At 50.5% G+C, this 13744-nt stretch carries 13 protein-coding genes; 2 read left to right on the top strand and 11 right to left on the bottom strand.

The genetic code is table 11. The features are described 5' to 3' along the window. The first annotated feature begins 99 nt into the window (after positions 1-99). Positions 100-927 carry a YitT family protein gene (locus E2980_RS03000; RefSeq protein WP_135150642.1) on the top strand — a complete coding sequence of 276 codons (828 nt, stop codon included), beginning with the start codon at positions 100-102 and terminating at the stop codon, positions 925-927. A gap of 112 nt (positions 928-1039) precedes the next feature. Further along, positions 1040-2203, top strand: a complete 1164-nt coding sequence (locus tag E2980_RS02995; RefSeq protein WP_135150641.1) for a putative glycoside hydrolase — start codon at positions 1040-1042, stop codon at positions 2201-2203. A gap of 910 nt (positions 2204-3113) precedes the next feature. On the opposite strand, the gene E2980_RS02985 is transcribed toward E2980_RS02995, so the two are convergent. The 11 genes from E2980_RS02985 to pfkA form a co-directional block, all read right to left on the bottom strand. After that, positions 3114-4073 carry an ABC transporter permease gene (locus E2980_RS02985; RefSeq protein ID WP_135150639.1) on the bottom strand — a complete coding sequence of 320 codons (960 nt, stop codon included), beginning with the start codon at positions 4071-4073 and terminating at the stop codon, positions 3114-3116. Further along, a complete protein-coding gene (locus E2980_RS02980; protein ID WP_135150638.1) occupies positions 4074-5150 on the bottom strand; it encodes an ABC transporter permease in 1077 nt (358 codons plus the stop codon). Continuing rightward, a complete protein-coding gene (locus tag E2980_RS02975; protein ID WP_135150637.1) occupies positions 5134-6690 on the bottom strand; it encodes an ABC transporter ATP-binding protein in 1557 nt (518 codons plus the stop codon). The genes E2980_RS02980 and E2980_RS02975 overlap by 17 nt, the downstream gene beginning before the upstream one ends. A gap of 25 nt (positions 6691-6715) precedes the next feature. Further along, entirely contained in the window at positions 6716-7792 is a 1077-nt protein-coding gene (locus tag E2980_RS02970) for a BMP family lipoprotein (RefSeq protein WP_135150636.1), read from the bottom strand. A gap of 82 nt (positions 7793-7874) precedes the next feature. Further along, complete coding sequence (locus E2980_RS02965) at positions 7875-8696, bottom strand: purine-nucleoside phosphorylase (RefSeq protein WP_135150635.1); 822 nt, start codon at positions 8694-8696, stop codon at positions 7875-7877. A gap of 63 nt (positions 8697-8759) precedes the next feature. Further along, entirely contained in the window at positions 8760-10061 is a 1302-nt protein-coding gene (locus E2980_RS02960; RefSeq protein WP_135150634.1) for a pyrimidine-nucleoside phosphorylase, read from the bottom strand. 49 nt (positions 10062-10110) lie between these two features. Next, positions 10111-10782 (bottom strand): deoxyribose-phosphate aldolase, encoded by a 672-nt coding sequence (gene deoC / locus E2980_RS02955; RefSeq protein WP_135150633.1) that lies wholly within the window; start codon positions 10780-10782, stop codon positions 10111-10113. A gap of 5 nt (positions 10783-10787) precedes the next feature. Then, positions 10788-11744, bottom strand: a complete 957-nt coding sequence (locus tag E2980_RS02950) for a sugar-binding transcriptional regulator (RefSeq protein WP_135150632.1) — start codon at positions 11742-11744, stop codon at positions 10788-10790. A gap of 164 nt (positions 11745-11908) precedes the next feature. Continuing rightward, the gene (locus E2980_RS02945) at positions 11909-12442 is read right to left on the bottom strand and encodes an NADPH-dependent FMN reductase (RefSeq protein WP_135150631.1); all 534 of its coding nucleotides are present in this window, start codon (positions 12440-12442) and stop codon (positions 11909-11911) included. Between the two features lie 41 nt (positions 12443-12483). Further along, positions 12484-12684 carry a DUF3906 family protein gene (locus tag E2980_RS02940; RefSeq protein ID WP_135150630.1) on the bottom strand — a complete coding sequence of 67 codons (201 nt, stop codon included), beginning with the start codon at positions 12682-12684 and terminating at the stop codon, positions 12484-12486. 81 nt (positions 12685-12765) lie between these two features. Further along, positions 12766-13734: a 6-phosphofructokinase gene (pfkA, locus tag E2980_RS02935; protein ID WP_135150629.1), complete on the bottom strand. Its 969-nt coding sequence runs from the start codon at positions 13732-13734 to the stop codon at positions 12766-12768. Between the last annotated feature and the right edge of the window lie 10 nt (positions 13735-13744).

Here is a 13744-nt window from a genome sequence, read left to right as displayed (position 1 = left end):
CTCCAGTGGCAGGAAAAGGGTACCAGTTTTGCATGATCGTCTTCTCCTGGGGGAACCTATATACAATTTGGTTCGTCGAGCTTACGAAGGAGTGCTATCATGAAAAGAATTGCCATAATTGGCCCCGTATTTTTGATGATCATCAGTGCCGCCGCTGTCGGTTTCGGCTTCCAATTGCTTCTTATTCCGGAAAAACTGCTGAGCAGCGGGGTTTCCGGAGTCGCCATGGTCATTGGGTACCTAAGCGGGTGGAATATCGGCTGGTTGTATTTTGCCCTGAATGTCCCGATTTTGCTCTGGGGTTATCGTATTTTAGGGAAACGATTTATTGGGCTCAGCATTTTAACCGTCATATTCACGGCATTATTCCTGCAAATCGTACCCGAGATCAAGCTTACGGACGACCGTCTCTTGGCATCTGTATTCGGCGGCGTGCTTGTAGGGCTAGGATCATCCGTTGCGCTGCGTTATGGAGGCTCATCAGGTGGCTTTGACATCATCGCTTCCATTATATCACGTTACAGAGATATACCCATCGGTCTGTTCACTGTTCTTCTTAATACTTTAGTCGTAGCCGCCTTAGGATTTCTGGAGAACGATTGGAATGCCGCCCTCTATTCTATGCTGTCGATCTACTTAACGGGAAAGGTAATTGATGCCGTCCATACCCCTCACCATAAATTAACCGCGTTTATCGTGACTAATCATACGCAAGAGCTTACTTCCAGGCTGCTCAAGCTTCCGCGAGGGGTTACGATTATTAAAACCCGCGGTGCTTTCACCAGCGAAGAACGCGATATGTTAATGACGGTAGCCACCCGTTATGAGCTAGCCGAGCTGCGCAAAATGATTACCGAGGTCGACTCCAAAGCGTTCGTAAACGTGGTGCAGACGATAGATGTTATAGGTGAATTCCGAAGACGTTAAAATATTTAAGGTTGTCCTGACTTTTTTCCACAAAATACTACAAAATACCTGTGTCTACTCCCCTCCATCTCGTTTATAATCTTGTTACAGAGCTGATGGGGAGAGAGAACAAATGAATATTTTATTAACGTTAATCCTGCTTTTAAACACGGCAGTCGGCGGGCCGCAATCCAACGAAAACTCACTGGGAAAACTATGGAACACCGTCAAGACCGCCTCGCAAGAACACCCAGAAAAACCCGGCTCAGGGAGCAATCAAACTGAAGTCGCGGGTGATCCCCAGCCCGATGCTCCGATCGTCAAAGGAATTTATGTAACAGCTTACAGCGCCGGCGGAGAAAGAATGGCCAAACTGCTGAATTTGCTGGACAAAACAGAGCTTAACGCCATGGTCATCGACGTTAAGGACGATCTTGGAAATATCACTTACAAAACGGATAACCCCACCCTCCAGAAGCTTGGAAGCCCGCAACCTTATATCAAAGACATCCATAAGCTGATGTCTACTTTGAAGGAACACGAGATCTATCCGATCGCCAGGGTTGTCGTCTTCAAGGACAGCGTCCTCGCCAAGAAGCATCCGGGATATTCCTTCGTGCAGAAGGACGGAACGATATGGCAGAACAAGAATAAGGATAAATTCGTAAATCCCTATCGCAAAGAAGTTTGGGATTATAACGTCGAAGTCGCCAAAGAGGCAGCTAAGCTTGGTTTTAAGGAAATTCAGTTCGACTACGTGAGGTTCCCCGAAGGATTCGAGAAGAAAGCGGATGGCTTAAAGTTCACTAAAAACGAGCTAAGCCGAGTAGATATCGTGGAAGGGTTCGTAGCTTACGCGAAAAAAGAATTAGAACCGCTGGGAGTAAGGGTTTCCGTTGATATTTTCGGATACGCTGCTTCCGTGCCAGCTGCGGAAGGGATTGGTCAAGATTTCGTCAAAATCTCCAACGCGGTTCACGTCATTAGTCCGATGATCTACCCAAGCCATTACAGCACGGGATGGTTCAAGCAGAAGGACCCGGACAAAGCCCCTTACGCCACGATAAAGGGTGCCATGGTCGATACGCACAAGAAGCTGGACCCTCTTGGAAAGAATAAACCGATCATCCGTCCCTGGATACAGGATTTCACGGCAAGCTGGCTCGGCAGCGGCCATTACGCGAAATACGGAGCCAAGGAAGTGCAAGCGCAGATTAAAGCATTGAACGATAGCGGAGTTCAAGAGTACTTGCTTTGGAACGCAGGCAACAAGTATACGGAAGGCGTTAAATTTTAAGCAATTATAAATTAATTCTACGAAAAAAGAGGCTTCTCAAAAGCGAAAACTTTCGAGAAGCTTTTTTCTTTTAAATCGATTGAGGTAAACCAATGAAAAAAGAGCCCCTCCCTTTGGTAAAAGGGTCGAGCAACCATCTAAAAATCACAAATAGAGGTTCTTTGTACATTCAATATATTTTGGACCAACTGTACATGAAGATTGGAAAACTGCGCAAACAAGAAGTATAGCTAACACGCCAAAACGGCACGGCGTGCCGTTAAGATCGTAGAAGCCTGCATCTACAGGAAGCATAACGGCACGCCGTGCCAAATTCTGCCGCTACGCGGTCGGTTGCCCGCCACTTGCGCGGGCTTAACGGCAGATTCTGCCGTTACGCCAACCTTTGCCCGTCACTCGCGCAGGCTTAACGGCAAAATCTGCCGCTACGCCAACCTTTGCCCGTCACTTGCGCAAGCTTAACGGCAAATTCTGCCGTTACACGATTAGTAGCCCGCCACTTGCACGGGCTTAACGGCAAAATCTGCCGTTACGCGGTCAGTTGCCCGCCACTTGCGCGGGCTTAACGGCAAAATCTGCCGTTACGCGGTCAGTTGTCCGCCACTCGCGCATGCTTAACGGCAAATTCTGGCACGCCGTGCCGTTAAGATCAGAGAAACCTGCGCCTTCTGGCCTTATAACGGCACGGCGTGCCGTTAAGATCGGTGAAACCTGCTCCTTCGGGTCGCATAATGGCACGTCGTGCCGTTAAGATCGATGAATCCTGTGCCTTCGGGTCGCATAGCGGCACGGCGTGCCACGGCGTGCCGTTATGGATTGTGTCCGTTACTGAATATCAATAAATCGGGGCTACACCTAAGGTCAAAAACACCTTTTGGCGCAGCCCCCTTTTCTTTTGAAATCCTCCAGTCTAACGTTTCCCTTGGAAATAAGGTTCCCCGAGCGCTCCCGGAGCCTTAGAGCGGCCTACTGCGCCGACAAGCACCAAGATCGTGAGCACGTAAGGCAACATGTAGATAAATTCAGATGGAACGTTAGCTGCGAATTCGAACAGCTGCAATACGTTATTGATCGACTGCGCGAAACCAAAGAACAAGGCAGCGCCTAACGCGCCGAGCGGGTTCCACTTACCGAAGATGACTGCCGCGAGCGCAATGAAGCCTTGCCCCGATATCGTATTATGCGAGAACGTTCCCGTCGTCGTCATAGCGATGGTTGCACCGCCTAGCCCGGCTAATACTCCGCTTAGAAGAACAGCCGTATAACGCATTCTAAGCACTTTAATTCCGACTGTGTCCGCTGCGCTTGGATGCTCGCCAACCGAGCGCAGACGAAGACCGAACGCCGTCTTGTACAGCCCGTAATAAATAACTCCGACCAGTATTAAAGCGAGATAAGTTGTCGGATACGCATTGAATATTCCTTCTCCGATAATAGGAATATCGGACAATATCGGAATCTTCACCTTATGGAATACCTCGTCCACGAGCGAAGTTTCTCCCGACCCTTCAAACAGCAGCTTGACCAAGTAGAGAGTCGAACCTGCCGCGATAAAGTTAATGACGATTCCGCTGACGACCTGGTCGGCCCGGAAGCTGATGGTCGCAACCGCATGGATAAGAGCAAACAGTACCCCGAACAATGCGCCCGCAAGCAATCCCACCCAAGGCGACCAGGCACCGTAACCTGCTTCTTGTGCATGGAATGCCGAGACGGCGGCGGCGAACGCTCCAGCAATCATTAGACCTTCCAGTCCAATGTTAACTACCCCGGAACGTTCGGATATAATCCCTCCGAGAGCCGCCAAGATAAGCGCCGTCGAGAATACGAAGGCGGTGTTTAGCATATTCCCCAGTGTTGCCACATCCATCTAAATCACCTCTCCCTTGCGTTTTTTCCCGAATACCCGCTTGATGGTCCAGCGAATAATGCCCGGAGCTGCAACGAAGAAAATGACGGAGCCGATCACGATGCGGATAATTTCCGGAGGAACGTCCGCTCCGAAGCTCATTCCTGCAGCCCCGTAAGATAGCGTTCCGAATAAGATCGCCCCCAGCAATACGCCAACCGGAGTGTTACCTCCGAGCAAGGCTACCGCTATTCCATCGAATCCGTGTCCCGTAGGGCTCGCCGTTACGGCTTGGTTGAGGAATACGCCCAAAACTTGGAAAACTCCGGCTAAACCCGCAAGCGTACCGGAGATGAACATCGCCTTAACCACGCCACGATTGACGTTGATCCCGGCATACTTCGCCGCATCGGGGTTATGCCCGACGACCCGAAGCTCATACCCTTGCTTCGTTTTCCATAAGAATACATAAAAGAAAATTACCGCTAGCAGCGCGAAGAACATCCCCCAATGAATCCTGGCGTCATCGAGCGTGCGGGACAACCAGCCGATCGTTACGTCGGCGGAGGGGTCAACCATGTAAGAACGACCCTTGCCCGGCTCCAGAAGATAATCATTAACGATGTAGTTGGCCAAATGAAGCGCAATCCAGTTCAACATGATCGTGGTGATAACTTCATTAACGCCTCTGGCTGCCTTGAGATATCCTGCGATCATTCCCCAGCATCCGCCGAATAACGCTCCAACGATAACAGCAAGCGGAGCATGGATATACCAAGGGAGGTGTAAGGACACGCCGATGATCGTCGCCCCGGTCATACCCATGATATACTGGCCTTCTGCGCCGATGTTGAACAGTCCCGTACGGAATGCGAATGCCACCGACAATCCCGTGAATACGAGGGGAGTAATGGCTGTCAAAGTTTCACCGAAATCATAAGGATTTCCGAATACTTTATCGAGCAAAGAACGATAAGCCAATAACGGATCATATCCTCCGATCAGCATGATGACCGCGCCGACCAACAAACCAAGCACGATAGCGATGAACGGAACAACCGCAGAATCCTTGGTGAAAGCCTTAATCAGTTTGTTCAATGTTCAGGCCTCCCTGCGGTTGTTTGTAGTCCGTCATCATCAAACCAAGCTCTTGGTCGTTCGTCTCGGAAGGCTTCACATCGCCTACGATTCTTCCTTCGTAGATAACAACGATACGATCTGAAAGCTGAAGGATTTCTTCAAGCTCATAAGAAACCAACAATACGGCTTTACCCGAATTACGCTGCTCTACGAGCCTCTTATGAATGAATTCGATAGCTCCGACATCTAATCCCCGAGTCGGCTGCGCAGCGATGAGTATATCGGGATTCTTGTCTATTTCCCTCGCGATGATCGCCTTTTGCTGGTTACCTCCAGACAATGCCCGGGCTTCCGTCATGATCGTCGGAGTTCTTACGTCGAATTCCTTCACCAGTCGTTCCGCATGTTTATCGATCGCATCGTAGTCCATAAATCCGTTCTTATTGAACTGCGGTTGGTAGTAAGTTTCTAATACCATGTTCTCACGAACGGGAAAATCAAGGACTAGCCCATGTTTATGGCGATCCTCCGGAATGAGGGAAATGCCCGCTTCGGAAATATTCCTAGCCGTCTCTCCCGCTATTTCCACTTGATTCACCTTGATCGATCCGCCCGAAACGGGACGCAATCCGGTCAAGGCCTCGATCAGCTCGCTTTGACCATTTCCTTCCACGCCCGCAATCCCCAGGATCTCGCCTCGTTTCAGCACGAAAGAAGTTTCGTTAAGCGCATTCAAGCCTTGGCGGCCTTTCACGACCAGTCGGTCGACTTCTAATACAGGTTCGCCGAGCACGGCGTCCTTTTTATTCAGCTTAAGCGATACTTCGCGACCGACCATCTTCTCCGCCAATTGATTCGGATTCGTTCCGGACACCGGCAAGCTATCGATAATCTTACCGCGGCGGATAATCGTGACCATGTCGGCTATCGCCATTATTTCCTTAAGTTTGTGTGTGATTAGGATAATCGATTTGCCTTGATTAACCAGGTTGCGCATAATAATCAACAATTCGCTTATTTCTTGCGGAGTCAATACCGCCGTCGGTTCATCGAAAATCAAGATGTCCGCTCCGCGATATAACGTTTTAAGGATTTCGACGCGTTGCTGCATGCCCACCGATATTTCATCAATCTTAGCATAGGGATCCACGTTTAAGCCGTATTGCTTGGACAGATTTCCTACCGTTTCATAAGCCGTCTTCTTGTCCACGGCAAGCCCCATCCATTTCTTGGGCTCGCTTCCAAGAATAATGTTCTCCGTTACGGTAAAAGGGTGCACCAGCTTGAAATGCTGATGCACCATCCCGATACCGAGTTTGATCGCTTTGTTAGGACCGTCGATGACGACCTGCTGCTCATTGACGAAGATTTCCCCTTCTTCCGGCTGATACAGTCCGAACAAAATGTTCATCAGCGTCGATTTGCCAGCGCCATTCTCGCCGAGAAGGGCGTGAATCTCGCCCTTGCTCAGCTTGAAGTTGGCGTTGTCATTAGCGACGATGCCGGGGAAACGCTTCGTAATATTCCGCATTTCTACGACTGTTCTCGCCTGTTCCATAAGAGCACCCTTTGTTGGTTATTAATTACTGTGCAGTAGGTACCGTGATTTCGCCGCTAATGATTTTAGCTTTGTATTCTTCCACTTTGTCCAAGATTTCTTTCGATACGTTCTTCGAGGAAGTCTCAGGCAATCCGACAGCATTGTCTTTCAAGCCAAGAGTCGTAATTACGCCTGCAGGGAATTTACCGTCGATCATATCTTTGGATACGCGGTATACCGCTTCGTCAACGCGTTTCAACATGGAAGTCAATGTTACGTCATCGCCGAACTCAAGAGATTGGTCTTTATCTACGCCGATAACCCATACTTTTTTGCCTGCTTTAAGACGTTCTTTTGCTTCGTTGAATACGCCGTTACCCGTTCCGCCAGCCGCGTGGAAAATGATGTCCGCGCCATCGTTGTAGATGGAAGCCGCAGCCGCTTTACCCAGATCTGCTTTATCGAAAGCGCCGGTGTAGTTCTTAATAACTTCTGCATTAGGGTTAACCGCTTTAACGCCCGCTTCGAATCCAAGCTCGAAACGTTTGATAACGGGGATGTCGATGCCGCCTACGAATCCGATTTTGTTCGTTTTCGTAGTCAATCCCGCCACTACGCCTACGAGGAAAGATCCTTCGTTCTCCGCGAACGTTATGGAAGCTACATTCGGAGCATCAACAACGTTGTCGATGATCGCTAGCTTAGCGTCAGGGTTTTTCGTTGCTGCATCTTTAACCGCGTCGCCCATCAAGAAGCCGATCCCCCACGTGAGGTTGTATTGGTCGCGAACGAATTGGTTGATGTTCGTCAGGTAGTTCGCGGCTTCTTTGCTTTCCAGGTACTTTATGCTCGCGCCGGTATCTTTCTCCAGCTTCTGAAGACCTTCCCATGCGCTTTGGTTAAAGGATTTATCGTTTACTCCGCCTACGTCGGTAACCATCGAGAATTTCATGTCTTTACCGCTCGTATCGCCAGTTGCAGCAGGGCTTTCGGTTGCAGTAGCCGTTGGGCTTGCAATCGGGCTAGCCGCTCCCTCGTTGTCGTTCTTGGCTCCGCAAGCCGTCAAGGCTAACGATGCGACTAGCATGAGCCCCGTGAAGATCTTCGTCGTTTTTTTCATTTCTTTTTTCTCTCCTTCTGAATGATGTTATATGGATGTCTTGCATAAAACCAATGGGTTAGGTGTCGTAACGACAAATCATTTACAACCTTGCGACGATTTCCTTAACGAGAGAGATAAACATCGGCTTGGTTCGGTTAGCTACCGCTATGACTTGCTCATGGCTTAACGGCTCCAAATGTTCGCCGATCGCCATATCCGTCACGCAAGAAATTCCGATTACTTTCATCGCCATATGACTGGCAACGATAACTTCGGGAACGGTGGACATCCCCACCGCATCGCCGCCTAGCTTGCGCAGCATCGTCAATTCCGCTGGCGTCATATACGTAGGTCCGGTAATTCCGGCGTATACGCCCTGCTGGATCTTGATGCCAAGCGTTTGAGCAACTTCCCGGACGAGTTCGAGCAATTCTGGTGTGTACGCTCTGCTCATGTCCGGAAATCTCGGCCCCAATGCAGGCTCGTTAGCCCCGATGAGCGGATTGGCTCCCGTCATGTTCAGATGATCCCGGATTATCATAAGATCGCCGGGTTTGAACTCGGGATTCATGCCTCCGCATGCATTGGTAACGATGATCTGTTCCACTCCGAGCGCCTTCATTACTCGCACCGGGAACGTGACCTCCTGCATGGAGTAGCCTTCATAATAATGAAACCGCCCTTGCATAGCGATGACTACTTTGTTATGTAGTCGGCCCGTTACGAGCTGCCCCGCATGCCCTTCGACCGTCGAAACCGGAAAATGCGGGATCGTTTCGTAAGGAATTCGGACAGCATCTTGAATGTCGTCAGCGAGTTCGCCTAAACCGGAGCCTAATATGAGTCCGATTTGCGGTTGAACGGAAATCCGTGACTGAATATAGGTTTTCGCCTCTTCCATTCGGTGAAGCAACTGGCCCATTTCAATTCACCCCCCTTAAAAAGTATACCCCGATTTTACCAATTGCCCGTCCAACGAGAATCTCTATTTTACTTCTCCAACTAGCAGCGGAGGCGGAGTTACCGATTGAGCTTGAATCCGAATGGATTCATAGATCTTGGTTATGACCTGATCAACATCTTCGCTATTGGCGTGAATCGTCGCTAGCGACTCGCCGACTAGGATCGGGTCACCGATTTTCTTATGAAGCACGATGCCGACGGCCAGATCGATCGCGGATTCCTTAGTCGCTCGTCCAGCGCCAAGCAGCATCGCAGCAAGACCCATGTTCTCAGCCGCAATCGCGGCTACGAATCCCGCAACCTTCGCGGGAACCTCGAAGTGATACCGGGCCGACGGAAGCCTCTCGGGGTGATCGACTACGGACGCATCGCCGCCTTGCGCGGCCAAAAAAGTCTTGAATTTATCCAGAGCTTGACCATTCGCGATGGCTTGTTCCAACTTTAAGCGAGCATCTTCCTTGCTCGACGCAACACCGGAAAGAACGGCCATGTGGCTTCCTAACGTCAAGCATAATTCCGTCAAATCCTCCGGTCCGACGCCGCGCAGCGTATCGATCGCTTCCTTAACCTCCAAGGCGTTGCCGATCGCATTACCTAACGGTTGGCTCATGTCGGAAAGTACGGCAACCGTACGTCGACCTACGCGATTACCGATATCTACCATGCAAGCGGCTAGTTCTTCCGCTTCCGACATTTCTTTCATGAAGGCTCCGTCGCCTGTCTTCACATCAAGCACGATCGCATCCGCTCCGGAAGCGATCTTCTTGCTCATAATGGAACTGGCTATCAGGGGAATGGAATTAACCGTTCCCGTAACGTCCCGAAGACCGTAAAGCTTCTTATCGGCCGGAGTCAGGTTGTCGCTTTGCCCGATTACCGCCAATCCGTTCAGGTTTACGAGATCTAGGAACTTCTGATTATCGATCTCGACATGGAAACCGGGAACCGATTCGAGCTTATCGATCGTGCCTCCCGTATGCCCTAATCCCCGACCCGACATCTTGGCTACCGGAACTCCGATCGAAGCTACGAGGGGCGCTAGCACGAGCGTCGTCGTATCTCCCACGCCGCCGGTGCTGTGCTTGTCCACTTTGACGCCGGAGATTTCGGACAAATCGATCGTCTCGCCGGAATGGACCATAGCCATGGTCAGATTCGCTCTCTCGGTAGACGTCATCCCCCGAAAGAAAATGGCCATCGCCATCGCCGACATCTGATAATCGGGAATCGACCCGTCCGTATACCCGGCGATGAGGCTATTGATCTCTTGCTCCGTCAACTCGCCGCCATCTCGTTTTTTCGTAATTAAATCAACCGTTCTCATCGCTTGCATTCCTCCTGGCTATCACGCTGGCCATATTACCTTGGGTTCTCTAATACCCTTGTCCGACTCCGCCCGTAACGATCGCGATAGAAGAGCTTGCTCCCAGCCTTGTTGCGCCTGCCTGGATCAATTTGAGTGCAATATCGAGATCGCGAACGCCGCCGGACGCCTTAATTCCCATGTCCGGACCTACCACGTGACGAATGAGGGCGACATCCTCGACGGTTGCCCCGCCTGTTCCGAAGCCGGTAGAGGTTTTAACGAAGTCGGCGCCCGCTTCCTTGCACAGTAGGGCAGCCTGCTTCTTCTCCTCGTCCGTCAAGTAACAGGTTTCGATGATGACTTTCACCGCCGCTTTGCCCCTGCATGCCGCAACGACCGCTTCAATGTCTCGCTTCACCGCATCCGTGTGCCCTGATTTCAATTCTCCGATGTTCAACACCATGTCGATCTCGGTAGCTCCTGCTTGAATGGCATCCGTAGCCTCTGCAGCCTTGTTCTCTGTTCTGCTCGCTCCGAGAGGAAATCCGATAACGGTCGTTAAGCCAACGCTGCTCCCCTTTAGTTCTTTGGAAGCCAGAGGAACCCAGTATGGATTTACGCATACCGTCGCGAATCCATATTGCTTCGCTTCCGAGCATATCCGAATAATTTCCGCCTCTGTGCTTACAGCGCTTAACAAAGTGTGATCGATCATTCCTGCGATTTGTTCTGCCTTCATCGTTGTCATTTCTCCCGTGAGTCCAATTTGGTTAGCAAAGCTTTGGCTGTGATCTGGTCGGTAACCAACGTATTTCCGTACTTCCCTCTTAACGCCCCGTAAATGGCATTGACCTTCGAGGGACCTCCGGCGACTAGAATAGAGTGCTCTTTGGTTCGTAAATCCGCAAGTTCGATTCCGACCGTACGCTCATCTAAGCTGGGTAAACAAATTACGCCGTTGCTATCGTAATATCTGGAGCAGATGTCTCCAACGGCTTTTGTTTTAATGATCTCAAGCTCGTCTTCGCGAAAATAATTCGAATTGATGAGCACGGAATCCGGCGTCGGAGAGCCTGCCGTGAAAACGGCGATGTTCGCGCTTTTCCCCATATCCATTACCCTGCGGATATGGCGATCGGTAAGCATCGATTGCTTCACGAGAATATGATCTACAATTGCCGGCAAATACATGAAATACGGCGTAACATTAAATGATTTACCGAACAAGTGGACGATCTCCGAGGGGGAAATCCGCACGTCCGCATCGCTCACGCCTCCGTTCAATTGCACGACGAAGGAATTGACCAAGGACTTAGCCTTCAATTGAAGGGCGACCTGATACATGGTCGAGCCCCATGAAGCACCGATCGTGTCCCCGTCCTTGGCCAGTTCGTTGAGGTAAGATGCTGCTGCCTGCCCAATATATCTCTTCACGACATTTTCTTCGTAAGTAGGCGTAAAAGCGACAACGACATTCTTGAGTTGAAATCGTTCCCTCAGCATATTTCGCAGAACTTCGACGTCTTCCGTCGGATCTTTAATCTCGATCGTAACGATCCCTTCGGCCTTGGCCTGCTGCAACAACCTTGATACCGTGGGCCTGGATACGCCTAACGCATCCGCGATCTCGTTCTGGCTATAATCCAATTGATAATACAACTTAGCCGCTTCGATCACTTTTTTAATTTTGTCGTTATCCAACAAAAGTCACACCATTCAAACTGCTTATTTTTGAAATTATGTTCAGGGAGTCTGAAATTATGTTCTATCTACCGCTATTATAATGGATAATAGGATTCCGCGCTAGGGCAAATTACATACAAAAGCTGACGTTGTTAGTTCAACGTCAGCTTTATTGACACAATTCACGCCCTGAGCTTGCCTGATAGTTCCATGAAGGTATCCAGGACTCTTTCCACCCGAGCTTTAACGGCAGTTTGCACCGGCTCACCGTTCTCGTCGAAGCGTCTTTGATCGCCGCCTGCGGAAATCCACTCCGGGCAGTTGATCCCATGAACGTTGCGAATAATGACCTGCAAATGCTGCAGCGAGCTAACGCCCACGGCCCCGCCGGCCGAGCTGATGCCTAGTACCATTTTCCCACTGAAGTGATCGCCGTCCAAATAATCCAGAGCATTCTTCAAGACGCCCGACACGCTGCCATGATATTCGGGCGTTGCGAGTACGATCGCATCCGCTTCCGCTACAAGTCCCGCGAGTTGAGTCGCCGATTCCGGCCGGGCCTCTTGATCGGGATCATAGAAGGGCAGAGGCTGCGCATAAAGATCCCAGAGTTGGACTGCATGCCCTCTGGCTTGCAATCTCGCCGACACAAAACGCGACATCTTCGTGCTCGTGGAGCCGCGGCGGTTACTTCCCGCAATAATAACGATCTTCATAGCGTTTCCCACCTCTTCCCATAACTTTATATACATATTAGTCACTTTTCGATTACGTAAGCGGAGCCTTTATTGGCTCGACGTTTCTCGATCAAGACAATCTCGCGAATAAAGGGCGGAATTATGAAATGCTTGTTTATGTGAACCTCTGCCTCGTGCATAACCTCTTCGTCGGAATCCCCCATGACGATCAAAACAACTTCTTTATCTTCTAATTGAACTTCCAGTTTGTATAAATACAATTTATTTCATCTCCCCGTTAGATCGATAATAAAGGGACTGGGCAGGCACGACCGGTCGGTCTTCCTGCACAGTCCCTTCCTTTATTGGGATAATCTTAATGCAAGATTATAAAGATCCAAATTAAATGATTTCTTGGTCGTTACCACTTTCTCGATATCGGTAGCTACGAATTCGCCCTTCATAATTCCAATGCCTTTGCCCGAATCGCCTTCTTGCAGGCGCTGTACGGCATAATCGGCTAGTTGGCTCGCCAGAATCCGGTCATTATGCGTAGGCGAACCCCCGCGCTGAATATGCCCAAGCACGGTTACGCGCGGTTCGATGCCGCTATGCTCCGTAATGTTCCTGGCCACATCTTCCCCGGAGCATACGCCCTCGGCCACGACAACGATCCCGTGCCGTTTGCCCTTTTGGAAGTTGTCCTTCATTCGATGCGAAATATCCTTGATGTCGAAAGGGACCTCCGGAACGATAATCGCTTCGGCGCCGCTTGCCAATCCCGCGTATAGAGCAATATCCCCGCAATGCCGGCCCATGACTTCCACGACGGAAGATCTCTCATGGGAGGTCATCGTATCGCGCAGCTTATTGATAGCATCTACAACGATGCTCACCGCCGTATCGAATCCGATCGTAAAGTCGGTAAACGGAATGTCGTTATCGATCGTGCCAGGCAACCCCATCGTCTTGATCCCAAGCTTGCTCAGCTTGTTGGCTCCTTGATAGGAACCATCGCCGCCGATGACGACTAGACCGTCTATGCCATGCTCGCGCAAAACGTCCGCCCCGCGCTGCTGGCCTTCGGCCGTCATGAACTCCTTGCAACGGGCAGTCTGCAGAATCGTTCCGCCGCGTTGAATAATATCGCCTACGCTGCGCAAATCCATCGGCCTGAGGTCTTGATTCAGCAAGCCTTGGTAACCGCGCTGCACGCCGTATACTTCAAGTCCGCGATATAACGCGCTTCTAACGACGGCTCGTACCGCCGCGTTCATGCCTTGCGAATCCCCACCGCTTGTCAGTACCGCTATTTTTTTTACTGCGCTCATTTCCGAATTC

This window comes from Cohnella luojiensis, assembly GCF_004564235.1.
In the GTDB taxonomy this organism is placed as follows: domain Bacteria; phylum Bacillota; class Bacilli; order Paenibacillales; family Paenibacillaceae; genus Cohnella; species Cohnella luojiensis.
The sequence above is the reverse complement of the archived record's forward strand: the minus strand, read 5'-3'. Positions and strand labels throughout refer to the sequence as shown.